General features: G+C 73.0%; 19 protein-coding genes and 8 tRNA genes. 14 read left to right on the forward strand and 13 right to left on the reverse strand.

The features are described 5' to 3' along the window. The first annotated feature begins 212 nt into the window (after positions 1-212). The 6 genes from ACFYST_RS12130 to ACFYST_RS12155 all read left to right on the forward strand — a co-directional run bounded on the left by ACFYST_RS12130 (position 213) and on the right by ACFYST_RS12155 (position 9,683). On the forward strand, positions 213-839 hold the full coding sequence (locus tag ACFYST_RS12130; RefSeq protein WP_387642957.1) for a GNAT family N-acetyltransferase: 627 nt from the start codon (positions 213-215) through the stop codon (positions 837-839). A 179-nt stretch (positions 840-1,018) separates the two neighbouring features. Then, positions 1,019-2,257: a precorrin-6y C5,15-methyltransferase (decarboxylating) subunit CbiE gene (cbiE, locus tag ACFYST_RS12135; RefSeq protein ID WP_387642956.1), complete on the forward strand. Its 1,239-nt coding sequence runs from the start codon at positions 1,019-1,021 to the stop codon at positions 2,255-2,257. Positions 2,258-2,662: 405 nt separating this feature from the next. Further along, positions 2,663-6,502, forward strand: coding sequence for a nicotinate-nucleotide--dimethylbenzimidazole phosphoribosyltransferase (gene cobT / locus ACFYST_RS12140; protein WP_387861588.1), 3,840 nt, complete (start codon positions 2,663-2,665; stop codon positions 6,500-6,502). Positions 6,503-6,603: 101 nt separating this feature from the next. Continuing rightward, the gene (gene cobA, locus ACFYST_RS12145; RefSeq protein WP_387861589.1) at positions 6,604-7,836 is read left to right on the forward strand and encodes a uroporphyrinogen-III C-methyltransferase; all 1,233 of its coding nucleotides are present in this window, start codon (positions 6,604-6,606) and stop codon (positions 7,834-7,836) included. 162 nt (positions 7,837-7,998) lie between these two features. Further along, entirely contained in the window at positions 7,999-8,802 is an 804-nt protein-coding gene (locus tag ACFYST_RS12150) for a TrmH family RNA methyltransferase (protein ID WP_387861591.1), read from the forward strand. 65 nt (positions 8,803-8,867) lie between these two features. Then, positions 8,868-9,683 carry a hypothetical protein gene (locus tag ACFYST_RS12155; RefSeq protein ID WP_387861592.1) on the forward strand — a complete coding sequence of 272 codons (816 nt, stop codon included), beginning with the start codon at positions 8,868-8,870 and terminating at the stop codon, positions 9,681-9,683. Here ACFYST_RS12155 and ACFYST_RS12160 read toward each other — a convergent pair. The 3 genes from ACFYST_RS12160 to ACFYST_RS12170 form a co-directional block, all read right to left on the reverse strand. Further along, positions 9,680-10,048, reverse strand: a complete 369-nt coding sequence (locus ACFYST_RS12160; protein WP_387642951.1) for a hypothetical protein — start codon at positions 10,046-10,048, stop codon at positions 9,680-9,682. The two genes, ACFYST_RS12155 and ACFYST_RS12160, sit on opposite strands and share 4 nt — an antisense overlap. A gap of 69 nt (positions 10,049-10,117) precedes the next feature. Then, positions 10,118-10,675 carry a hypothetical protein gene (locus ACFYST_RS12165; protein WP_387861593.1) on the reverse strand — a complete coding sequence of 186 codons (558 nt, stop codon included), beginning with the start codon at positions 10,673-10,675 and terminating at the stop codon, positions 10,118-10,120. Positions 10,676-10,732: 57 nt separating this feature from the next. Further along, positions 10,733-12,637, reverse strand: a complete 1,905-nt coding sequence (locus ACFYST_RS12170) for a serine/threonine-protein kinase (protein WP_387861595.1) — start codon at positions 12,635-12,637, stop codon at positions 10,733-10,735. Between the two features lie 471 nt (positions 12,638-13,108). Between ACFYST_RS12170 and ACFYST_RS12175 the strand changes: the two genes are divergently transcribed. After that, positions 13,109-13,291, forward strand: coding sequence for a hypothetical protein (locus ACFYST_RS12175; RefSeq protein WP_387642948.1), 183 nt, complete (start codon positions 13,109-13,111; stop codon positions 13,289-13,291). Between the two features lie 240 nt (positions 13,292-13,531). Here the strand turns inward: ACFYST_RS12175 and ACFYST_RS12180 are convergent. The 6 genes from ACFYST_RS12180 to ACFYST_RS12205 form a co-directional block, all read right to left on the reverse strand. Beyond that, positions 13,532-13,606, reverse strand: a tRNA-Val gene (locus tag ACFYST_RS12180). Between the two features lie 35 nt (positions 13,607-13,641). Further along, a tRNA-Val gene (locus ACFYST_RS12185) sits at positions 13,642-13,713 on the reverse strand. A gap of 33 nt (positions 13,714-13,746) precedes the next feature. Beyond that, a tRNA-Val gene (locus ACFYST_RS12190) sits at positions 13,747-13,821 on the reverse strand. Between the two features lie 35 nt (positions 13,822-13,856). Further along, positions 13,857-13,928 (reverse strand) — tRNA-Val (locus ACFYST_RS12195). A 37-nt stretch (positions 13,929-13,965) separates the two neighbouring features. Next, positions 13,966-14,039 (reverse strand) — tRNA-Cys (locus ACFYST_RS12200). Positions 14,040-14,104: 65 nt separating this feature from the next. Next, positions 14,105-14,177: transfer RNA gene (locus ACFYST_RS12205), tRNA-Gly, on the reverse strand. A gap of 302 nt (positions 14,178-14,479) precedes the next feature. Between ACFYST_RS12205 and ACFYST_RS12210 the strand changes: the two genes are divergently transcribed. The 3 genes from ACFYST_RS12210 to ACFYST_RS12220 all read left to right on the forward strand — a co-directional run bounded on the left by ACFYST_RS12210 (position 14,480) and on the right by ACFYST_RS12220 (position 17,240). Continuing rightward, positions 14,480-15,496 (forward strand): chorismate-binding protein, encoded by a 1,017-nt coding sequence (locus tag ACFYST_RS12210; RefSeq protein WP_387643042.1) that lies wholly within the window; start codon positions 14,480-14,482, stop codon positions 15,494-15,496. Between the two features lie 20 nt (positions 15,497-15,516). Then, a complete protein-coding gene (locus ACFYST_RS12215) occupies positions 15,517-16,335 on the forward strand; it encodes an aminotransferase class IV (protein WP_387642947.1) in 819 nt (272 codons plus the stop codon). A gap of 62 nt (positions 16,336-16,397) precedes the next feature. Then, entirely contained in the window at positions 16,398-17,240 is an 843-nt protein-coding gene (locus ACFYST_RS12220) for a GNAT family N-acetyltransferase (RefSeq protein ID WP_387642946.1), read from the forward strand. A gap of 54 nt (positions 17,241-17,294) precedes the next feature. On the opposite strand, the gene ACFYST_RS12225 is transcribed toward ACFYST_RS12220, so the two are convergent. The 3 genes from ACFYST_RS12225 to ACFYST_RS12235 all read right to left on the reverse strand — a co-directional run bounded on the left by ACFYST_RS12225 (position 17,295) and on the right by ACFYST_RS12235 (position 19,094). Continuing rightward, positions 17,295-17,783: a DsbA family protein gene (locus ACFYST_RS12225; protein WP_387642945.1), complete on the reverse strand. Its 489-nt coding sequence runs from the start codon at positions 17,781-17,783 to the stop codon at positions 17,295-17,297. A gap of 57 nt (positions 17,784-17,840) precedes the next feature. Then, a complete protein-coding gene (locus ACFYST_RS12230) occupies positions 17,841-18,422 on the reverse strand; it encodes a CGNR zinc finger domain-containing protein (protein WP_387642944.1) in 582 nt (193 codons plus the stop codon). A gap of 258 nt (positions 18,423-18,680) precedes the next feature. Beyond that, a complete protein-coding gene (locus ACFYST_RS12235; protein WP_030056266.1) occupies positions 18,681-19,094 on the reverse strand; it encodes an SsgA family sporulation/cell division regulator in 414 nt (137 codons plus the stop codon). A 397-nt stretch (positions 19,095-19,491) separates the two neighbouring features. On the opposite strand from ACFYST_RS12235, the gene ACFYST_RS12240 reads away from it, so the two are divergent. Next, positions 19,492-19,563: transfer RNA gene (locus ACFYST_RS12240), tRNA-Val, on the forward strand. Positions 19,564-19,776: 213 nt separating this feature from the next. Continuing rightward, positions 19,777-19,848: transfer RNA gene (locus ACFYST_RS12245), tRNA-Val, on the forward strand. Positions 19,849-19,910: 62 nt separating this feature from the next. On the opposite strand, the gene ACFYST_RS12250 is transcribed toward ACFYST_RS12245, so the two are convergent. Next, positions 19,911-20,684 (reverse strand): 3'-5' exonuclease, encoded by a 774-nt coding sequence (locus ACFYST_RS12250; protein WP_387861596.1) that lies wholly within the window; start codon positions 20,682-20,684, stop codon positions 19,911-19,913. 257 nt (positions 20,685-20,941) lie between these two features. Here ACFYST_RS12250 and thrS point away from each other — a divergent pair, with 257 nt between their 5' ends. Together thrS and ACFYST_RS12260 are read left to right on the forward strand one after the other, a co-directional pair. Continuing rightward, positions 20,942-22,921, forward strand: coding sequence for a threonine--tRNA ligase (thrS, locus tag ACFYST_RS12255; protein WP_387861598.1), 1,980 nt, complete (start codon positions 20,942-20,944; stop codon positions 22,919-22,921). An 82-nt stretch (positions 22,922-23,003) separates the two neighbouring features. Beyond that, the gene (locus tag ACFYST_RS12260) at positions 23,004-23,561 is read left to right on the forward strand and encodes an HIT domain-containing protein (RefSeq protein ID WP_043908607.1); all 558 of its coding nucleotides are present in this window, start codon (positions 23,004-23,006) and stop codon (positions 23,559-23,561) included. The last annotated feature ends 68 nt before the right edge of the window (positions 23,562-23,629 follow it).

The raw sequence follows: 23,629 nt of genomic DNA on the forward strand, positions 1-23,629 counted from the left end.
CCCCAAAAAAAAAAAACCCCCAACAAACTCCCGGGGCCCCGCCCCCCCCGGGGCCGGCCCCCCCCCCCCCCGGGGGGGCCCCGGGGGGCGCCCCCCCCCCCCCCGGGGGGCCCCCCCCCCCCGACCAGCTGTCAGGAGCGGAACAGGTACGCTGACACGCCCGACAAGGGCGGGGCGTACGGTGTGTCCACGACCCGGCGAGGAGAGACGGCATGGTTGCGAACTTCCCCGAGACAGCCATCAGCACCGAAAGGCTGCTGCTGCGCGCCCTTGAGGACCAGGACGCCCCCGGCCTGATCACCATGCTCTCCGACGAACTCGTCCAGATCTGGTCCGAGTACCCCCGGCCCTACACCCAGGCCGACGCCCACGACCTGATCACCCGCCAGGCACCCGAGCGCCGCACCGGGGGACGCGGAATCGTTTTCGCCGTCACCGAACACCTCACCCAGCGCCTGGTCGGACTCCTCGAACTCGACCGCACCGACTGGCACTTGCGCGCCACCGAGGTCCGGTACATCACCGCCCCCTGGGCCCGCGGCGAGGGCTACGCCCCCGAAGCCGTCCTCGGCACCGCCCAGTGGCTGTTCGAGGACCGCGGCTTCCAACGCCTCGAACTGCGCACCGCCGCCGGCAACACCGCCGCCCAGCAGGTCGCCCAGAAAACCGGCGCGATCAGCGAAGGCGTCCTGCGCAACGCCGCGATAGTCCGCGGCGGCGAATGGGGCCCCGGCCCGGAGGAACACACCGACCTGATCGTGTGGAGCCTCCTCCCCGAGGACCTCGACCCGCCCGAACCCGCCCACCCCGCCGACCAGCACCACGCGCTGCGCCACTGACCCGCGCCGCGCCACCGACGCGTTCTGTGCCCTGCGCCACTGAACGCGCCCCCGGGCGCGTGCCCCTGCTCCGCACACCCCCGGCAGGCGGTAGCCTCTGCCCAGGGAACACCGACGGCGGAATCCGCCACCGGCGCACCCACCAGGGGCGGAACACGGCATAGGGAGAACAGCCGCAGATGGCTGACCGGATCACGGTCATCGGGTGGGACGGCACCCCACTGACCCAGGCAGCCGCCGGCGCACTCGCCGCCGCCACCCTGGTCGCCGGAGCGGGCTACCAGCTCGCCGCACTCCCCGTCCCCGAACGCGCCGAACGCATCGGCCTCGCCGACCTGCGGGCCGCCGCCCGCCGCCTCGCCGACCACCGCGGCACCGCCGTCGTCGTCGCCGAGGGCGACCCCGGCTTCTTCGGCGTCGTCCGCACCCTGCGCCGCCCCGAATACGGACTCGAACTCGAAGTGCTGCCCGCCGTCTCCTCGGTGGCCGCCGCCTTCGCCCGGGCCGGCATGCCCTGGGAGGACGCCCAGGTGGTCTCCGCCCACGGCGGACGACTGCGCCGCGCCGCCAACGTCTGCCGCGCCCACCCCAAGGTCGCCGTCCTCACCACCGCCGGTGCCGGACCCAGCGAACTCGCCCTGATGCTGCGCGGCGTCCCCCGCACCTTCGTGGTCTGCGAAGCCCTCGGCACCCCCGAGGAGGACGTCACCGTCCTCACCTCCGAACGCGTCCCCGACCACGACTGGCGCGACCCCTCCGTCGTCCTGGTCATCGGCAACGTCCCGCCCACCGAGGCCGCTTCGGGCTGGCTGGCCGGCAAACCCCTCGACCACCCCGGACCGCAGCGCGGCTGGGCGCTTCCCAACCGGGCGTACGCCGGCGCGGACGCCGACACCAGGCGCCCCCGCGCACTGCCCCCGCACGTCCGCGCGCTCGCCCTCGCCCGCCTCGCACCCACCCCCGGCGACCTGCTCTGGACCGTCGGCGCGGGCGACGGCGCACTCGCCGTCGAAGCCGCCCGGTTCGGCGCCGCCGTCGTCGCCGTCGAAGCCGAACCCTCCGACTGCGCCCGGATAGCCGCCAACGCCCGCAAGGCCGGCGTCGAGATCGAAACCGCCACCGGCACCGGACCCGACGTCCTCGGCGCCCTCCCCGAACCCGACGCCGTCGCCGTCGAACACGGCGGACCCGTCATGGTCCGCGCCGTCGTCGACCGCCGACCCGAACGCGTCGTCGCCGTCGCCCGCAGCCTCGCCGAAGCCGGCGAGACCCGGCAGATCCTCGACACCGCCGGCTACCGCACCGACGGACTGCTGCTCCAATCGGCCCCGCTGCGCGCCGAACCGGCCGGCGGCGCCGGACCCTCCTTCGGGCGCGGCGACTACACCCTGCTGATCTGGGCCGAACCGCGCGACTGACCGTCAGACCCGGACGGTACGGTGATCCCCGTCGCATCCGGACAAGGTTTCGAGAACGGTTCGGTCGCGGCCGGTAGGGTTTCCCCGGGGCGCAATTCGTCACGGCAGCACCGTGTCCGATCAGGCATGATTACTGCCGATTTGACGCACTGCAACCCGAACAGCCCGCTTCGCGGGCATTCGACGCGGTGCGCACCAGCCCGGAAGAATGCCGTGAGCGTCCGAAAGCGGCCGTGCCGTCGTGCCGGTTGCTCGGGGCTGTCGTTGTTTCTGATGGCACGCCACCCCTGAGGGTGACGACCGATGGAGTAAGGGACGGGTCGGTGCGGCTCCGCCCCGGCGAAGTGGGCGGGACCTCCGGGACACCCGCCAAGGACGCGCAAGCGGCCTGGAAGGAGCATTGACATGACCGACGGCGGCCACGCCCCCCACGCCGGTCCCCTCGCGCCCGAACCCGGGCCCGGCGGGTCCGCCCCGGAGCACCACCTCGGCGCGCCCCTTCCGCCTGCCGCCGCCGGATGGCACGGCGAGCAGCGGCCCGCCTACACCTTCCTCGACCAGCCCGACGGCGACGAGGACGACGACGTCCTGCTGATGCCCGGCCCCCAGACCGCCTGGGGCGACGCCGTGAACGGCACCGCCGAGGCGGCCGGGCCCGCTGACGCCCCGGCAGCCGCCGAGGCCGCCGTCGCCGAGCCGGTCGCCGAGCAGCCGCCCGGCACCCCCGTCGCGCCGTCCTGGCCGCCGGTCGCCCCGCCGGTGCTCACCGCCGAGCCCGTGGCGGAGAGCGCCCCCGCAGCCGGTACCCCGCAGGCGCAGCCCGCCGCGGCCCCGCTGCTGACCCCTCCTCACCAGCGCCGCCCGCTGCACGCCGGCCCGCCGATCCCGGACCCGTCGCTGATGACCGGCCAGGTCCCGGTCCGCTCGCTGGCCGACCGCGGCCCGTCCACCCCCGGCGGCACGCCCGCCTTCGGGGTGCCCGTGGTCAACGCCGAAACGGTGCAGCAACCGGTCCAGCCGCAGGCCGTGCAGGCCCAGCCGGTGCCGGTGCCCGCCCAGGCGACCGCACCCGCGCCGACTGCCGCGCAGGTGCCCGCGTCCGTGCAGCCGCACGTGGTGGAGGCCGCCGCTGCCGCAGCCGTCGCCGAGCCGGTCGCCCCCGCCGAGGAAGCGCCCGCCGCCGAGCCGGAGGCCGCCGCCGCGCAGCCGATCGCCGTCGAGCCGGTGGCCGCCGAACCGATCGCGGTCGCCCCCGTCGTGGCCGAACCGGTCGTCACCGAGCCCGCGCCCGCTGCCGCCGAGGCCCCCGCACAGCCGGCGCCGGAGGCCGTGGCGATCCCCGCGCCCGCCGCCAACCTGACGCCCGTGTTCGTCGAGCCGGTCGAGCCCACCGCACCCGCGAACGCCCCGGCGCCCACCGCCGAGACCACCCCGGCCCCCGAGGCCCCGGCTGCCGCCGAGCAGCCCGCCGCCGAGCCGGTCGCCGCTGAGCCGGTCGCCGCTGAGCCGGTCGTGGCCGAGGCGCCCGCTGCCGAGGCGGCCCCGGCGGAGACGCCGACTGCCGAGGAACCGGCTGCCGAAGCACCGGCCGCGGACGCCCCGGCTGCTGAGGCGCCCGCCGCCGAGCCCGAGGCCCAGCCGGCTGCCGAGACTGTGTCCGCCGAGCCCGTTGCGGTCGAGCCGGTCGCCGTCGAGCCGGTCGTGGCCGAGGCGGCTGACGCGCCGTCGGAGCCGCAGGCCGAGGCCGCCGCTGCCGAAACCCCGTCGGCCGAGCAGCCGGAAGCCGCCACCGAGGAGCAGCCGGAAGCCGCCACCACCGAGGAGCCCGCGCCGCAGGCCGCCCAGACGGAGGCGGCCGAGGGCGAGGCCGCGGAGCAGCCGATCCCCGCGCAGGCCACCAAGTCGGCCGGACGGGGTGCGCACCGCCGCATCTCGGCGTTCCTCGCCGCGCCCGCCGGTCTGCCGCTGCTGACCCCCGAGACGCCGTCGGCCGAGCCGCAGCCCGCCGCCGAGGTTGCCGAGACCGCGGAGGCCACCGAGGCCGCCGCGCCGACCGAGGGAGCGGTGCCTGCCGCGCCCGTTCAGGCGGCTGCGGAGGCCGAGACCCCGGCCGTTGCCGAGCAGCTGGCCGCCGAGACCCCGGAACCGGCCGCCGAGCCGACCCCCGAGGTCGAGGCCGAGCCCGCTACCGAGCCCGAGCCCGCCGCCGAGGCAGAGCCCGTCGCCGAGCCCGTCGCCGAGCCTGCCGCCGAACCGGAGACCGCGCCGGAGCCCGCCGAGGCTCCCGAGGCCGCCAAGTCCGAGGAAGCCCCGGAGGCCGCCGAAGCCCCCGAGGCCCCGGCCGACGCCGAAGCAGCGGCCGAGCCCACCGCGGACCCCGCCCCCGTCTCAGCCCCCGACGCCGAATCCGCCGTCGAGGCCCCCGCCCCGGAAACCGACTCCACCCCCACCCCCGACGCCGATGTCACCCCCGTCCCGGAGGAGCCCCGCGGCCCCGCCGCCCCCGGCTTCGACGACGCGAGCCGCGAGGCCGTGCACCAGGTGATCCGCGAGCGCCGCGACGTCCGCAACGGCTTCCGGCCGGACCCGATCCCGCACGAGGTGCTGATCCGGGTGCTGGAGGCGGCGCACACCGCGCCGAGCGTCGGCTACTCGCAGCCGTGGGACTTCGTGGTGATCCGGTCCGCGAAGACCCGCCGGAAGATGCACGAGCTGGCGGAGCGTCAGCGCGAGGCGTACGCGGACTCGCTGCCCAAGGGCCGGGCGAAGCAGTTCAAGGAAATCAAGATCGAGGCGATCCTCGAGACGCCGGTCAACATCGTGGTGACCGCCGACCGCACCCGCGGCGGCCGGCACACGCTGGGCCGCCACACCCAGCCGCAGATGGCCCCGTACTCGGCGGCCCTGGCGGTGGAGAACCTGTGGCTGGCGGCCCGCGCCGAGGGGCTGGGCGTCGGCTGGGTGAGCTTCTTCGACGACGAGGAGCTGGTCCGCGAGCTCGGCCTGCCCGAGCACCTGGAGGTCGTCGCCTACCTGTGCGTCGGCTTCGTGGACGCGTTCCCGGACGAGCCGGAACTGCAGCAGCAGGGCTGGGCGAAGAAGCGCCCGCTGTCCTGGGTGGTGCACGAGGAGCAGTACGGCAACCGCGCGCTGCCCGGCGAGGAGCCGCACGACCTGCTGTCCGACACGCTGCGCAACATCCGTCCGCTGGACGCCAAGGCGCTCGGCGAGGCGTGGGACCGGCAGAAGCGGATGACCAAGCCCGCCGGGTCGCTCGGCGTGCTGGAGATCATCGCGGCGCAGCTGTCCGGCCTGGCCCGCCAGTGCCCGCCGCCGATCCCGGAGCCGGGTTGTGTGGCGATCTTCGCGGGTGACCACGGGGTGCACGCCCAGGGCGTGACGCCGTGGCCGCAGGAGGTCACCGCGCAGATGGTCGGGAACTTCCTGGCCGGGGGAGCGGTGGTCAACGCGTTCGCCGCGCAGGTCGGCACCGAGGTGTGCGTGGTGGACGTCGGCGTTGCGGCCGAACTCCCGGACGCCATCCAGCAGGGCCGCACCACCGGCCTGCTGCCGCGCAAGGTCAAGCCCGGCACCGACGACATGACGCAGGGCCCGGCGATGAGCCGGGACGAGGCGGTGCGCGCGATCGAGGTCGGCATCGAGACCGCCCGCGACCTGGTCGCGGCCGGCAACAAGGTGCTGATCACCGGCGACATGGGCATCGCCAACACCACCGCCTCCGCCGCGCTGATCTCGGTGTTCACCGACACCGACCCGGCCGAGGTGACCGGGCGCGGCACCGGCATCGACGACGCCACCCACGCCCGCAAGGTCGAGGTGGTCCGGCAGGCCCTGGAGCTGCACAAGCCGGACCCGGCCGACCCGATCGGCGTGCTCGCCGCCGTCGGCGGGCTGGAGCACGCCGCGCTGGCGGGCTTCCTGCTCGGCGCGGCCTCGCTGCGCATCCCGGTGATCCTGGACGGCGTGATCGCCGGCTCGGCCGCGCTGGTCGCCAAGGCCATCGCGCCGGAGGTGCTGTCCGCCTGCATCGCGGGCCACCGCTCCGCCGAGCCGGGCCACCAGACCGCGCTCGCCAGGCTCGGCCTGCGTCCGCTCATCGACCTGGACCTGCGTCTGGGCGAGGGCACCGGTGCCCTGCTCGCCCTGCCGCTGGTGCAGAGCGCCGCCCGGGCGATGCACGATGTAGCCACCTTCGACTCCGCCGGAGTCACCGAGAAGGCCTGATCCACCAGACGGGCCGCCCCTCGCACCCAGGGGGTGGCCCGTCGGCCCGTACCCCGGCCCGGTACGGGACTCGCACCGCCGCCCACCCAGGAGCTCCGCCGATGACCGCGCCGCACCCGCACCCGTCCACCCAGGGCCTCACCCCGTACCCCGTCGGGCTGCTACTGGCCGGCCGCCGCGTCGTGGTGATCGGCGGCGGCCAGGTCGCCCAGCGCCGCCTGCCCGCGCTGATCGCCGCCGGCGCCGACCTGCACCTGATATCCCCGGCCACCACCCCGGCCGTCTCCGCGATGGCCGACGCCGGTGAACTCACCTGGCACCAGCGCCCGTACGCGGACGGCGACCTCGCCGACACCTGGTACGTGCTGGTCGCCACCGACGACCCGGACGTCAACACCGCCGTCTCCGCCGAGGCCGAGCGCCTGCGGGTGTTCTGCTCCCGCAGCGACGACGCCTCCGCCGCCACCGCCTGGACGCCCGCCTCCGGCCACGACGCCGGCGCGACCGTCGCCGTCCTCACCGGCGACCCCCGGCACTCCGCCGCACTGCGCGACTCCATCGTCGCCGGCCTCCGCGACGGCTCCCTCGCCGCCCGCCAGTACCGCGCCCGCGGCGCCGGCGTCGCCCTGGTCGGCGGCGGCCCCGGCGACCCCGACCTGATCACGGTCCGCGGCCGCCGCCTCCTCGCCGACGCCGACGTCGTCGTCGCCGACCGGCTCGCCCCGCGCGAACTCCTCGCCGAACTCCCGCCGCACGTCGAGGTGATCGACGCCTCCAAGATCCCCTACGGCCGCTACATGGCCCAGGAGGCGATCAACGCGACGCTGATCGAACACGCCAAGGCCGGCAAGTTCGTGGTCCGCCTCAAGGGCGGCGACCCGTACGTCTTCGGCCGCGGCGGCGAAGAACTCCTCGCCTGCCTGGACGCCGGCGTGCCCGTCACCGTCGTCCCCGGCATCTCCTCCTCGATCAGCGTCCCCGCCGCCGCGGGCATCCCCGTCACCCACCGCGGCCTCACCCACGAGTTCACCGTCATCTCCGGCCACGTCGGCCCCGGCGAACGCTCCCTCACCAACTGGCAGGCCGTCGCCGGCATGACCGGCACCCTGGTCCTCCTGATGGCCGTCGACAAGATCGCCAAGATCGCCGCGGAGCTGCTGAAGCACGGGCGCCCCGCAGACACCCCGGTCGCCGTCGTCCAGGAGGGCACCACCGCCGCCCAGCGCCGCATCGACGCCACCCTCGCCACCATCGGCGAAACCGTCCTGACGGAGGGCATCAAGCCCCCGGCGGTCATCGTCATCGGCGACGTGGTCAACGTCCTGGGGGAGTGAGAGCCCCCTCAGGGGGCTGATGGGTGCGAAACCAGGGGCCCGGGGAACGGCGGGGCCAAGTCTGCGAGTGATCAACGGGGCGCTTTGCGTTCCGCCGTCTCTGGTCCCCCTCCCCGCCCGCCCCCGAACCGCCGACGCTCTCCCACATGCGAAAATCGTCCAATGTCCGAGCCCATCACCGTCACCGACGCCGCCGACCCCCGGCTGAGCGACTACACCGACCTCACCGACGTCGAGCTGCGCCGCCGCCGCGAACCGGCCGAAGGCCTCTTCATCGCTGAAGGCGAGAAGGTGATCCGCCGCGCCCTCGCCGCCGGCTTCCGGATGCGGTCGATGCTGCTCACCGCGAAGTGGCTCGGCGTGATGGGCGACGTGATCGCCGAGACCGACGCACCCGTGCACCTCGTCGAACCCGCTCTCGCCGAGCAGGTGACCGGCTACCACGTTCACCGCGGCGCCCTCGCCTCAATGGAACGCAAGCCCCTCCCGACCGCCGCCGAAGTCCTCGACGGCGCACGCCGCGTCGCGGTGCTGGAGGGCCTGGTCGACCACACCAACCTCGGCGCGATCTTCCGCTCGGCGGCCGCTCTCGGCATGGACGCCGTGCTGCTCTCCCCGGACTGCGCCGACCCGCTCTACCGCCGCGCCGTGAAGACGTCCATGGGCGCGGTGTTCTCCGTCCCGTACGCCCGCCTCGACCCGTGGCCGGATTCTCTCGCTGCCGTCCGCGAGGCCGGCTTCGAACTGCTCGCGCTCACCCCGTCCGGCGCCGAGGACTTCACGGTCGCCAAGTCCCATCTCCTCCCCAGGGCGGCCCTGATGCTGGGCGCCGAGGGCGACGGCCTCACCCCGAAGGCCCTCGCCGCCGCCGACCAGCGGGTCCGCATCCCGATGGCACACGGCATCGACTCCCTCAACGTCGGCGCCGCCGCCGCGATCGCGTTCTACGCGGTCAACCACGGCTGAGTCCCGTCCCCGCAACGGAAGTTGAGGCTTCCGCCCGGCACGGTTTCTGCGGTAGACATGCGGCCATGATCATCGACCGCACCGTCGCGCTCCGCCGCCTCACACTCCCCGGCTACCGCGGCCCGCTGCTGCTGGCCGCGCTGCTGACCGCCGTCGTGGCGCTGCCCGAGGGAGGACTGCACCTCGCGATGACGTTCGCCGCCATGATGGGCGGGATGTTCCTGTCGGCGCTCACGGTGATTCCGATGGCCGCACCCCTGATCCTCCTGCCGGTCGCGTTCCCGTTCGTGCTGATCGCCGTCGTGGTGGTCGGCGCGACGGTCGAAAGGCCGTTCACCCGCCCGCGCCGCCCCGGCGTCAGCGCGCTGCTCGGCCTCGCGCTGGGCTGCGCCGCCGTCGTGCTGGGCTTCAGCGTCCCGGGCTGGGACCTCGGCCTGCTCGGCGTCGGCGGGTTGACGCTGGTCGGCCTGCCGCTCGCCTGGCTGCTGTGGCAGCAGTGGCCCGTCGCCCGCAACGCCGAGTCCCCGTCCGGCCGTTGGCGCTGGGCCGTGGCCCCGCTGCTGGTCGCCGCCACCGCGCTGACGGTCACCCAGGCCGACCCGGCCGAGGCCCGCTTCGCGCTGGCCCGCCCGGCGCTCACCGACTGGGCCGACCACGCCCTGGCCACCGGCACGGCAGACCGGGGCTGGGTCGCGGGCTACCGCGTCATCGGGACCGAATTCGTCGGCGGCGGCGTGAAGTTCGCCATCGGCGGCAGCGGCACGTTCGCCGCCCACGGCTACGCGTACTTCCCGCCCGGTACCACCCCGCCCGCCAAGAAGGGCCACTACATCCCGATGGGTGACGGCTGGTACGACTGGGAGGAGAACGACCGGTTCTAGAGAGCCGTCAGCACCGCCTCGTCGGCCCCGTCCAGCACGAACCCGTTGTCGAAGCGGACCCGGACCGACGAGCGCGGCCCCCGCACCTGGAACGCCTCCCAGTGCGGTACCAGCTTGGCGATCTCGTTCTCCAACTGCTTGAGGCTCTCGGTGGGCATGGTGTGCCCGTAGTCGTCGTGCAGCGCCCGCAGCCGCTCGTACTCGCGGACCTCCTCGGGCGCCGTCACCTCCCCGACCACGCGCTCGACGGTGCCCTCGATGCCCGCCCCCAGCAGGAGCAGACCCACCGTCTCCCCGTCCCCGGACGCGTCTCCCAGCGCCAGCTCCGTCACCAGCTTGACCCGCACACCCGCGACCAGCGCCATTGCTCCCGTACCTCCCGGTCTCGCCCGATTTCCGCGGATCATTATCCGCCGCGGCCGCCCGATGACCGGTCAGGCCGCGCGACGCGCCGCCGGAGGCGATATCGGCTGCGGGGCCGGCCGGCGCGGATCGTGGTGGCGGCGGCCCGTCAGGTCGCCGACCCGCAGCACCAGGTCGGGGGCCGGGGGAGCGGGCCAGATCGTCAGGCGGTGTTCTTCGACGGGGCGGGCAGCGGTGTCGGTCTCCCGGCCGCGGTCGCGGCCCCGGGTCTGCACCCGGACCCGGTACCAGCCGCGGCCGGCGTGCGCCAGGTTGCCGGCCTCGGCGATGTCCACGCCGTCCCAGGCCCGCAGCCGCAGCTCGCCGCTGCTGTACAGCGACAGCTCCACGGCGCTCTCCCACTCCGGCCCGGGCTCCGCGGGCCGTTCGACCGCGCGCTCCACGCCGAGCCGGATCAGCCCGGTGTGGGTGCCGCACAGCACCGTCAGGTGGTCAGGGCACCCGGCCGCCACCCCGTTGCCGTGGAACAGCCGGGCCAGCGCGTGCGCGTCCCAGCCGTCCGGCAGTTCCGGGCCGTACAGGAAATACTGGCAGTACGCGACATGCATCGCGTCGGTCGTCCACATCATGCGGCACATGCTCCCGCCGGGCACTGACAGACCGTCACCGGCAGTTGAGCGGTGGCTTCAGTTCCCGGAGACGCCCGCGCCCGGGAAGGACTCCTCCAGGCTGCCGTCCGGGCGGACGGTGTACCGGGTCGAGGAGACCGCGCCGGTGCGGTCCACCCGCTCCTCGCGGATCAGCGCGCCGTTCTCCACCCGCCACACCGCCCCGGCCTCCGGGTTGGCGGCGGACGTCCGGCCGGCGATCAGCACCGGGGCGTCGCCGGTGAAGCCGTACAGCTGCACCAGGTCGGTCGGGACGGAGCCCTCGCCCCGGCGCAGCACCACCAGCGTCGCCTGGGCGTCCCGGAAGCGGGCCGGCAGCACGGCGGTCAGCGTGACGGGCGCGCCCGCGTCGGTCGAGTGGCCGTCGCGCAGCTGGATCCCCGGGCCGCCGGACGGGTCCTGGTAGCTGCGGTTGAGCCAGTCCACGGGCGGCGGGCTGCCGAGCGCCGGGCCCAGACCCGAGCCGCTGTGGCCGACGGTGTTCACGCCGTCCACCGACAGCGTCGCGCCCGAGGTCGGCTTCACGGGGGCGGTCGCGGTCGGCGTCGGCCCGAGGCTGTGGGTGGCGCGGCTCTCGCAGCCCTGCGCGACCGCGATGGCCAGCGCGACCCCGAGCGTCACGGTGACGAACACCACCAGCCGCTGGCGCATCAGCCGTTGACGCGCGGTCGGCCGGGCGGGGCCCGCGGGGCGCCCGGGCGGGGGAGTGCGGTCGCGGCCGGGCACGGGGGTGCGCTCCCGCCCGGCGGGGGCGGCGGGCCGGCGCTCGCGCACCGTGTCGCCGTCCCGGACCGGGCGCCGCACCCGCTCGGTGCGGGCGTCCGGATGCACCTCCGGCCGGGGCATCGCGGCCGCTACTGCCGCACCGTCCGCATTCGGCGCTGGGACGGGCGCCGGGCGGACGGGCGGCGCACCGGCCGAGGCACGTGCGGGGTCGGCGGGCCGCCGGCCCGCGCCGGGCACCGGGGCGCCCTGCGGGCCGGCCGCGCGGCGCACCGGCGCACCGTCCGGCCGTCCGCCCGCCGGGTTTCCGGCCGGGGCGGCGGGCGCGGGTGCGGCCTGCTCCTCGGCCAGGGCCGCGGCCCGGGCGGCCCGGCCGCCGGGGCCGCGCGCGGCGAGTTCGCTCAGGCGCTCGTGCAGCGCGGCCGCAGGCGGGCGTTCGGACGGCTCCTTGGCCAGGCAGGCCCGCACCACCGGGGCCAGCACCGGCGGAATCCCGGTCAGGTCCGGTTCCTCGTGCACCACCCGGTACAGCATCACTTCGGAGGAGGCGCCCGACCCGAACGGCGACTCCCCGGTCAGCGCGAAGGCCAGCGTCGCCCCGAACGCGAACACGTCGGTGGCGGGTGTCACGGCCGCGCCGCGCACCTGCTCGGGCGCCAGGAAGCCCGGCGAGCCGACGGCGGTGCCGACGTGTGTGAGGGTGGACGCGCCGCGCGACCAGGCGATGCCGAAGTCGATGATTCGCGGGCCCTTGGGGGAGAGCAGGATGTTCGACGGCTTGAGGTCGCGGTGCACCACCCCTGCCTCGTGCACCTTCACCAGCCCGTCGGCCAGCGCCGCGCCGATCCGCGCGGCGTCCGGCCAGGCCAGCGTGCCTTCTTCGGAGACCTGCTTGTACAGCGACGGCCCGGGCACGTACGCGGTGGCCAGCCACGGTCGGTCGGCCTCGATGTCGGAGCCCATCACCCGGGCCGTGCAGCCGCCGCGGATCCGGGAGGCCGCCGCGATCTCCCGGGCGAACCGGGTGCGGAACTCGGCGTCCTCCGCGAGTTCGGCGCGGATCAGCTTCAGCGCGACCCGCTGCCCCTTCCGGTCCGAACCGAGGAAGACCACGCCCATCCCGCCGGCACCCAGCCGCCGGTGCAGCCGGTACGGGCCGACGATGCGGGGGTCCTCACGCCGCAGCCGCATCATTGCCATTTGCCCGTACCCGTTCCCGTTCCGTCAGCCTGTGGGGTGAGGCCCCGTCGGATTTGGGGCATCGTCAGACAACTGTCTCGGCACAGCTTACGGACTGGTAGCGGCCCCGTGCCGACACGCAACACTGGAACCGCCGGTCGGATTGTCAGATCAGGGTCGCTGGCGCACCCCCAAATCCCTTGCTCCACCGGCAATCCGGCCGTCCCCCAAGGGGCGCTGTCAGGGTCGCCTAAGGGGTCGGCGTACTCCCGTCTCCGCCTCCAGGCGTACACCGCCCCATCCCTCCTCCTACCAGCGGAGGCGATCGGAACAGTACGACGGCATGACGACCCGGAAAGCCGTCCCGCCTACCGTTGTTCACAGCGAGGACGGCCCCGCTCGTCCCCCGAGAATGACCGTCCTCGCTGCCAAGCAGCACCACCCGTCCCCGACCCGACCGCAGCACCGCAGCCCGGCAGGAGCACAGCAGACATGGCACCGCTCAACAGAGCCCCTCGCCGCCGGCCCCTGTCCCCGCACCCCGCGGAGACCCGGCACCCGATGGTCGCCCTTGCCATCGCCCTGCCCTGCGCGATCCTGCTGATGGCCCTGTTCGGGGCGTGGGACCAACTGGCGACGCAGACCCAAGCGGTCGCCGACCTGATCGGGCGCTGACCCCCAATGGGGTAGGGGTCTTCGCCGGCCGGAGCAACCCTCATCAAGTCGTGGACGGACGAAATGAGTGGCGCAGGCTGCAGCTCCGGCTCACCCGGTGGCCGGGAACAACACGTCGGTGAGGGCGTGTTGTTCCCGGCCATTCCCATGTCCGCTGCCACGCCCGGCTGTTGCCGCACCTGCCCGCTGCCGCAAATGCCGAGAGCCGCCGTCCGAATATCGGACGGCGGCTCTCATGTCTGGTGCGCGATACTGGGATTGAACCAGTGACCCCTACCGTGTCAAGGTAGTGCTCTCCCGCTGAGCTAATCGCGCGGGGATGATCCGAAGATCAAAGATCCGAAGATCAGTGCGCGATACTGGGATTGAACCAGTGACCCCTACCGTGTCAAGGTAGTGCTCTCCCGCTGAGCTAATCGCGCGGGGGTGTCAGGCGCTCCGAGGAGCCTTGCCTGTGGTGCGCGATACTGGGATTGAACCAGTGACCCCTACCGTGTCAAGGTAGTGCTCTCCCGCTGAGCTAATCGCGCGGGGATGATCCGAAGATCAAAGATCCGAAGATCAGTGCGCGATACTGGGATTGAACCAGTGACCCCTACCGTGTCAAGGTAGTGCTCTCCCGCTGAGCTAATCGCGCAGGGAGGACCACCCGGTCGAAACCGGGCGATACCTCTTGGAGGTGGAGACGGGATTTGAACCCGTGTACACGGCTTTGCAGGCCGTTGCCTCGCCTCTCGGCCACTCCACCAGGCAACATGCGAGGAACGATCTTACCTGTTCCTCTTGGAGAACGACCTTACCTGTTCTCCGTCGAGCGGACGACGAGATTCGAACTCGCGACCCTCACCTTGGCAAGGTGATGCTCTACCAACTGAGCCACGTCCGCCTGTCTCCCTGGAAGCTCTTCCGGTTTTTCCCGGCTGCGCTCCCTGGCGACGTGTTGAACTCTAGCGGATCCCCGGCCCAGCTGAAAAATCCGTTCCCGCAGCGTGGCGCGGGGGTGGCCGCCGGATGCCCAAGCGTCGGGCTCGGCCGGAACGTTCCAGCAGGCCTCCGACCTAGACTTTCGGTACCGGGGCGATCCCCCGGCGCCCACGCCCGCGCCCGCGCGGGCGCAACGGGCAGCACCGCAATCCGCGCAGGAGAACCGTGTCCGGCCGCACCGCCCCGCTCAGCCCCCACCAGCCGATGGCCCGCTTCGCCGGACGCCTCGCCACCGGCCTGCGGGAAGTCACCCACGACCCCACCGCCCTCGACCGCGGCGGATTCTGGGCCGTCGCCCACGACTTCGAGGGCCGCCTCACCTGCGCCCGGTTCGACGACGTCCGCCCCGACCCGGCCCCGCCGGCCACCCACAACTGGCACGGCCCCGCCCCGGACAGCTGGCACACCTCCCTCGACGCCGACGCCTACCGCGCCGGAGTGCGCCGCATCCGCGAACACATCGCCGCCGGCGAGGTCTACCAGGCCAACCTCTGCCGGGTGTTGAGCGCACCCCTGCCCGACCCCGGGCGCACCGACATCGACGCCCTTACCGGCCTGCTCGCCGCTCACAACCCCGCGCCGTACGCGGGAACGATCCGGCTCCCCGAGCACGGCATCGAAATCGCCACCGCCTCACCCGAGCTGTACCTGAGCCGGCACGGGCGCACCGTCCGCTCCGGCCCGATCAAGGGCACCGGCCGCACCGAACACGACCTGCTCGACAAGGACCACGCCGAGAACGTGATGATCGTCGACCTGGTCCGCAACGACCTCGGTCAGGTCTGCGACACCGGCACCGTCACCGTCCCCGACCTGTGCGCCGTCGAGAAGCACCCCGGCCTGGTCCACCTCGTCTCCACCGTCGAAGGACGTCTGCGCGCCGACGCGGGCTGGCCGCAACTGTTCGACGCCACCTTCCCGCCCGGCTCCGTCACCGGCGCCCCCAAGAGCAGCGCGCTGCGCATCATCCGAGACCTGGAGACCGCCCCCCGCGGCCCCTACTGCGGCGCCATCGGCTGGGTCGACGCCGACCGCGGCGAGGCCGAACTCGCCGTCGGCATCCGCTCGTTCTGGATCGAACGGGACAGCGGCCGGCCCGTCCTCAAATTCGGTACCGGCGCCGGAATCACCTGGGACTCCGACCCGGACCGCGAATGGCACGAAACCGAGCTCAAAGCCGCCAGGCTGGTGGCGATAGCCTCCACCGGCAGCCCCGCCTGAGCGCAAGGAGTACGACGCCGATGATCTGGGTCAACGGAACCCTCACCACCGAGGACGAGGCCACCCTCTCCGTCCTCGACCACGGACTCACCGTCGGCGACGGCGTCTTCGAAACCGTCAAGGCCGAGCACGGCCAACTCTTCGCACTCACCCGCCACCTCGACCGCCTCACCCGCTCCGCACGCGGCCTCGGCCTCCCCGACCCCGACCACGACCAGGTCCGCGAGGCCTGCGCCGCCGTCCTCGCCGCGAAGCCGCTCCCGCTCGGCCGCCTGCGCATCACCTACACCGGCGGCCGCGCCCCACTCGGCTCCGAACGCGGCGGCGGCGCACCGACGTTGGTCGTCGCCCTCGGCTCCGCCGAGCGCCGCCCCGACACCACCGCCGTCGTCACCGTCCCCTGGCGCCGCAACGAACACTCCGCCGTCACCGGCCTGAAGACCACCTCCTACGCCGAGAACGTCATCGCCCTCGCCGCCGCCCACCGCGCCGACGCCAGCGAAGCCCTCCTCGCCAACACCGCCGGCCAACTCTGCGAAGGCACCGGCTCCAACGTCTTCCTGGTCCTCGATGGGCGCCTCCTCACCCCCACCCTCTCCTCCGGCTGCCTGGCCGGCATCACCCGCCAACTCGTCATCGACTGGACCGGCGCCGAAGAGACCGACGTCCCCCTCGAGGCCCTCGCCGAGGCCGAAGAGGTCTTCCTCACCTCCACCCTCCGCGACGTCCAGGCCGTCACCCGCGTCGACACCCGCACCCTCCCCGCCATCGGCCCGGTGACCCGCAAGGCGATGGAGATCTTCGCCGACCACGCAGCCCGGAACACCGACCCCGTCTGAGCACATTCCCGGCGGGCAGTGTGGGACGGTAGAAGCCCAGTGGGGGAGGGAAGGGGGCTGGTATGACAACCACGTTGCGACCGGACGGGGCCGAGGAGGCCGCGGCCAACGACGGGCGGACGCGGCGCTGGCACATCATGGTGAACGGACATCCGGTGGGCGGCCTGCGGACGACCGCCTGGCCCGGAGAAGGGTTCTGCCCGGGCGAGATCAGCGAACTCGAGGTCACCGAAGGCCGGCGCCGCGGCCGCGGCACCGTCGCCGCGCTCGCCGCCGAAGAAGTGCTGCGCTCCTGGGGCTGCACCCGGGTCGACATCACGGTGCCCGCGGAGGCGGAGGCCGGCCTGCGGCTGGCCCACGCCCTCGGCTACACCGAGCGGATGCGCAACATGATCAAGCCGCTCGCCGAACTCCCGCAGCTGCCAGCAGGATTGACGGACCGCCGGATCGGCCCGGAACAGTACCCCGCCTGGGAGCGGGCCGCGGTCGCGGGCTACCGGCAGGAGCTGATCGACTCCGGTCTCGGCGCCGCCGAAGCCACCGCGAAATCGGAGCACGACCACCAGCGCGCCCTGCCGGACGGCCCGGACACCCCGGACACCGCGCTGCGCCAACTCCTCGACGCCGACGGGAACGTGCTCGGCTGCCTCTGGGTCGCCCTCCGCCTGAACAGCCTGCCGGACGGCCGCCCGCTGGCCTGGGTGATGCTGGTCGAGGTCGCCGCCGAACAGCGCGGCCACGGCCACGGCCGCACCCTGATGCGCCTTGCCGAACGCGAGTGCCTCGCCGCAGGCGTTCACGACCTGGGGCTCAACGTGTTCTCCGACAACGGCGTGGCGGTCGCGCTCTACGAATCGCTCGGCTACCGGGTCATGCTGCGCAGGCTCAGCAAGCCACTGCTCTGAGCCCGGCCGCTCCGGGAAAGCCCGACCGCCCCGCCGTCACGGACGCCGGGGCGGTCAGCCGCCCAGCAGCTCGACGATGCGCTCGCGCAGCCCGTCCTGGGACTTGCCGCCGTCCAGCCGCTTGCCGGCCACCACGTACGTCGGGGTGCCCGAAACGCCGATCGCCCGGCCCTCGGCCACGTCCGAGTCGACCAGCAGCATGTGACGGCCGTCGATCAGCGCGGTGTCGACCTCGTCCGCGTCCAGCCCGACCGACCCGGCGATCTCCACCAGCACCTGCGCCCCGCCGCGCTCCACGTCCTCGATCCGGGCCAGCAGCGCCTCGACGAACTCCCAGCCGCGCCCCTGCTCGAACGCCTCGGTCGCGGCCTCCGCCGCCGGGTACGCGAACTTGTGCTTCTCCAGCGGGAAGTGCCGCAGCTCGACGGTCAGCGCGTCACCGAAGCGGTCACGCAGCGCGCGGATGTCCGCCAGCGCGGTACGGCAGTCGGGGCACAGCAGGTCGCACCAGAATTCGACACGGGGCAGGGGGGAATCGCTCATGCCACAAGTCTCCCAGGTCCACACTCCGACCCCGGCCCCGACCAGCCCGGACGGACGTCAGCGTCCGGCCGCCGCCACCGCCCCGGCCTCCGCCGAGCGCTGCCGGGCCCGGTACGCGGCCACGTGCAGCCGGTTGCCACAGGTGCGGCTGTCGCAGTAGCGGCGGGAGCGGTTGCGGGACAGGTCGACGAAGACCCGGGCGCAGTCCGGCGCCTCGCAGCGGCGCAGCCGCTCCAGCTCGCCCGCCATCACGATGAACGCCAGCGCCATGCCGAGCTCGGCGGCCAGGTGCCGGCCGACCGCGGCGTGCGGCGCGAAGTAGTGGATGTGCCAGCCGTGGTGGTCGTGGTTGGTCAGCCGCGGCGTCGTCCCGGCGTCGGCGACCAGCGCGTTGACCAGTTCCGCGGCCTGCTCGACCGTGCCGGCCGAGAACACCTCGCGCAGCCGGTCGCGCAGCTCGTGCACCGAGGCCAGGTCGGCCGGACCGAGCGAGTCAATCTCGCTGATCTCCTGCCGGACCACGAAGCCGCTCAGAGCCGCCACATCGGGTAGCTGCTCGCTGCCGCAGGCCTCCGGCGCGGTGTTCAGCAGCTCCACCAGGATGCTCAGCGCGCACTCGGTGTCATGGGTGATCAGCACGTGGGAACTCCTCACGCGGCGGCGGCCCGTGGACCGCCGCGTCGGTCAACGCGGGGCCCGACTCTACCGGCCCGGGCCGCCGTTCGGGCCGGGACGCGGCTTAGCCCCGGACGTCCGCTCCGGTGGGAGGGAACGCCCGGGGCCGGGCCCCGAGGCCGCCGGCGGGCGGCAGCGAACTGCGACCGTGCCCCCGAGTAGGACGGTGCGCATCGAGGCGATCCCGCCGCCGCGCGACGGCGGGCCGTAACTCGTTCGGGTTCAGCTCTCGGCGAGGATGTGGGACAGCTCCCGGTCGAGGTCGAAGTGACGGTGTTCGGTGCCGGGCGGCACCGCGGCGTCCGTCCGCTTGAGGAAGGACTCAAGCGCCCGGGCCGGGGCCTCCAGCAGTGCCTCTCCTTCCGGAGAGCTCAGGGCGATGCAAACCACGCCTTGACCATGGCTGCGGGACGGCCACACCCGGACGTCGCCGGTACCGGTCGGTCGGTGCAGCCCCTCCGCGAGGAGGTCGCGGGCGAACACCCACTCCACGGTCTCGTCTGCTCCGGTGTGGAACGTCGCATGCACGGCATAGGGGTCGGCAGTGTCGTAGCGCAGGCCCGCGGGGACGGGCAGTGAGGACTCGCTGGACACGATGAGGCGCAGGTGCAGCTCGCAGCTGACCGTGGTGTTCATAAGCGCCAGGGCCTTTCGCTCAGTGTGCGCTCGGGGAATCGCACGTCGGCGAACGGACCATCCCACCTGAAAGCCCGGTGTAAACCCGTCTGTCCCGATTCCGGTGCGAGTCGTACCCCTTCCGGCGCATTGCGGAATCCCCCGAACGGCCCGACCGGCTGCCGACCGGCCCGGTAACGGCACGGATTACCGGCGGTCGCACCGGACCTGCGGCCGGACGGCTGGAGGAACACACGAAGCTGCCGCCGCCGGACCCGCCCGGAGCACCGCCCCGTCCACGACCTCCACCGGCCGGCCCGCCGACTCCGCTGGTCGGGGCCCGGGACGCGGACCGGGCGCGACGGGGGCGGGGTGGTCGGAGCACCCGCGCAGATGGGGTAATGTTCTTTCTGCACCCGGGCGATTAGCTCAGCGGGAGAGCACTTCGTTCACACCGAAGGGGTCACTGGTTCGATCCCAGTATCGCCCACCGGAATGCAAAGGCGCGGGGCTCCGACTTGTTTATCAGGTCGGGGCCCCGCGCCTTTTCCGCGTTCCCCGGCCCGAGTTCTGACGGGCATTCAACTGGCCCGCCCGGCACGGAAGCCATTCAACGGACGTGCCCGGCACGGGATCTGGGGGGCCGTCGGGGAACGGATTGGATACCCGGGCCCAAGTGGTGCTACTGTTCATCTCGTTGCCCGGGCGATTAGCTCAGCGGGAGAGCACTTCGTTCACACCGAAGGGGTCACTGGTTCGATCCCAGTATCGCCCACCGAGCACAACGCGGAAGGCCCCGACCACCAGGTCGGGGCCTTCCGCGTTGCTGTCGTCCCGTCAGGCCGCCAACTCGCAGGCATGGCCCGGCTCCAGGCGCTCGCCGCACCGGCATCGGGCCGGCCGCAACGGCCACGCCGTGTCCACCTGCTCCGGGGTGCCCGCCCGCTCGAACCAGCGCTCCAGACCACGGGCCTGCGACGCGTGCCACACCGCCTGCCGCAGATGCAGCTCCGCCGGGGACAGCCCGCCCAACCGCTCCGAGTGCCGGGACGCCACCGCCCGCACCAACTCCAGTGCCGCCAACGCGTCCGCCGCCGCGTCGTGCGCACCCACCAGCGAAACCCCGTAATGCCCGCACAGGTCAGTCAGCGTGCGCCGGCCCTTGCGGTAGCGGTCCACCTGCTTGTCCAGCACCCGCGGATCCAGCACCAGCAGCTCCGCTCCGCCCAGCACCTCCGTCAGCGAACCCGCCCCGTGCCGGCGCAACTCCCGGTCCAGCAGCGTCAGGTCGTACGGGGCGTTCATCACCACCAGCGGCACCCCCGCGCGGGACTGCTCGGCCAGCGCGAGCGCCACCTCCACCGCCACCGTCCGCGGCGGACGGCCGTGCGCCCGTACCCGGTCGTCGGAAATGCCGTGCACGGCCCGGGCCTGCTCCGGGATGGGCACACCCGGATTCGCCAGCCAGCTGCGGACGGCGGCCGCCCCGCCCGGGGCGGACTGCACCACCAGGGCGGCCGAGACGATCCGATCCCGCTCGACATCCACACCCGTGGTCTCGGTGTCGAAGGACGCCAGCGGACCGTGAAACCAGGAACGGAGCTGTTGCATGACGCCCCCTCAGACGCCGCGCGAACCCTTGCCGGGCGGCGCTGCCACCGAGGACCAGCGGAGCGCCGCGCCGTGTCCAAGTGATACCGCAGTTGACGGAAAGTCAACCGTCCCGGACGCCCCCTTTGTGGCAGAAAGTGATCGAACGATCACCGCGGCCGCCACGGGCCTCGGCGACAGGGACCCGGCCCGGCTCGGTACCATGCACAACGCAGCGGTTGTGCTGCGCCCCATAGCCAGAACGTCAGGAGAGACCGGTGACGGACGTCCGGATCATCATCAACCGCGAACCCGATCGGGAAGAGCGCGTGGTGACCACGGGCACTACGGCCGCCGAGCTCTTCGCCGACGACCGCGCCGTGATCGCCGCCCGCGTCGGCGGCCAGCTCAAGGACCTCGCCTACGCCGTCCAGGACGGCGACGAGGTCGAGCCCGTCGAGATCTCCAGCCCCGACGGCCTCGACATCCTGCGGCACTCCACCGCGCACGTCATGGCCCAGGCCGTCCAGCAGGTCTTCCCGGAGGCCAAGCTCGGCATCGGCCCGCCCGTCCGCGACGGCTTCTACTACGACTTCGACGTCGAGAAGCCGTTCCACCCGGACGACCTCAAGACCATCGAGAAGCGCATGCAGGAGATCATCAAGCGGGGACAGAAGTTCTCCCGCCGCGTGGTCACCGACGAGGCCGCCCGCGAGGAGCTCGCCAAGGAGCCCTACAAGCTCGAGCTGATCGGCCTCAAGGGCTCCGCCGCCACCGCCGGCGAGGGCGCCGACGTCGAGGTCGGCGCCGGCGAACTCACCATCTACGACAACCTCGACCCGAAGACCGGCGAGGTCTGCTGGGGCGACCTCTGCCGCGGCCCGCACCTGCCCAGCACCCGGCACATCCCGGCGTTCAAGCTGATGCGCTCCGCCGCCGCGTACTGGCGCGGCAGCGAGAAAAACCCCATGCTGCAGCGCCTCTACGGCACCGCGTGGCCCACCAAGGAAGAGCTGAAGGCCCACCTCGACTTCCTCGAGGAAGCCGCCAAGCGCGACCACCGCAAGCTCGGCACCGAGCTCGACCTGTTCTCCATCCCCGAGCAGATCGGCTCCGGCCTCGCCGTCTTCCACCCCAAGGGCGGCATCATCCGCCGCACCATGGAGGACTACTCGCGCAAGCGGCACGAGGAAGAGGGCTACGAGTTCGTCTACACCCCGCACGCCACCAAGGGGAAGCTGTTCGAAACCAGCGGCCACCTCGACTGGTACGCCGACGGCATGTACCCCCCCATGCAGCTCGACGAGGGCACGGACTACTACCTCAAGCCCATGAACTGCCCGATGCACAACCTGATCTTCGACGCGCGCGGCCGCTCCTACCGTGAACTGCCGCTGCGCCTCTTCGAGTTCGGCACCGTGTACCGGTACGAGAAGTCCGGCGTGGTGCACGGCCTGACCCGCGCCCGCGGCTTCACGCAGGACGACGCGCACATCTACTGCACCCGCGAGCAGATGGCCGACGAGCTGGACCGCACGCTGACCTTCGTGCTGGACCTGCTGCGCGACTACGGTCTGAACGACTTCTACCTGGAGCTGTCCACCAAGGACCCGGAGAAGTTCGTCGGCAGCGACGACGCGTGGGAAGAGGCGACCGCAGTTCTGGCGAGCGTGGCCGAGAAGCAGGGCCTGCCGCTGGTGCCGGACCCGGGTGGCGCGGCCTTCTACGGCCCGAAGATCTCGGTCCAGGCGCGGGACGCGATCGGCCGTACCTGGCAGATGTCGACCATCCAGCTCGACTTCAATCTGCCGGAGCGTTTCGAGCTCGAGTACACCTCGGCGGACGGCTCGCGGCAGCGGCCGGTGATGATCCACCGTGCGCTGTTCGGCTCGATCGAACGCTTCTTCGCGGTGCTGCTGGAGCACTACGCGGGCGCCATGCCGCCGTGGCTGGCCCCGGTCACCGTGACCGGCATTCCGATCACCGACGAGCACGTGCCGTACCTGCTGGACGTGGCGGCCGAGTTGAAGAAGCACGGGATCCGGGTGGACGTCGACACCTCGGACGACCGGATGCAGAAGAAGATCCGCAACGCCCAGAAGTCGAAGGTCCCGTACATGCTGATCGCGGGCAACGACGACGTGGAGGCGGGCGCGGTGTCGTTCCGGTACCGCAACGGCGAGCAGAAGAACGGCGTGCCGCGTGACGAAGCGATCGCCGAGATCGTCGAAGCGGTGCGGAGCCGGGTTCAGGTCTGATACCGGTAAGCCGACGTGACCTGCGGGGCAGTCTCCTTCGGGAGTCTGCCCCGTACTGCTTGGTTCGCGAGGTGCGGAGCATATGCTGGCGGGCATGACGAGTGAGCCGGAACTGCAGCGGGGCGTGGGGGAGCCGGACGGCTTCCGTCGCCTTTGGACACCCCATCGGATGGCGTACATCCAGGGGGAGAACAAGCCCACCGGGCCGGCTCCGGACGACGGTTGCCCGTTCTGTTCGATCCCGAAGCTGAGCGACGAGGACGGGCTGATCGTGCAGCGCGGCGAGTCGGTGTTCGCGGTGCTGAACCTGTACCCGTACAACGGTGGGCACTTGATGGTGGTGCCGTACCGGCACGTGGCGGACTACACCGAGTTGGACGGGCCGGAGACGGCGGAGCTCGGGGAGTTCACCAAGAAGGCGATGACGGCGCTGCGGGCGGCGTCGGGGGCGCACGGGTTCAACATCGGGATGAACCAGGGTGCGGCGGCGGGGGCCGGGATCGCGGCGCACCTGCACCAGCACGTGGTGCCGCGCTGGGGTGGGGACACCAACTTCATGCCGGTGGTGGGGCACACGAAGGTGCTGCCGCAGTTGCTGGCGGACACCCGGAAGGTGCTGGCCGAGGTGTGGCCGGTTTGATGCGGTGAGGGACGAACGGCAGGGGCCGTGCGGGAGCAATTCCCGCACGGCCCCTGCCGTCTGTGTGT

This window comes from Kitasatospora sp. NPDC004614 (genome assembly GCF_042873675.1).
Taxonomy (GTDB): Bacteria; Actinomycetota; Actinomycetes; order Streptomycetales; family Streptomycetaceae; genus Kitasatospora.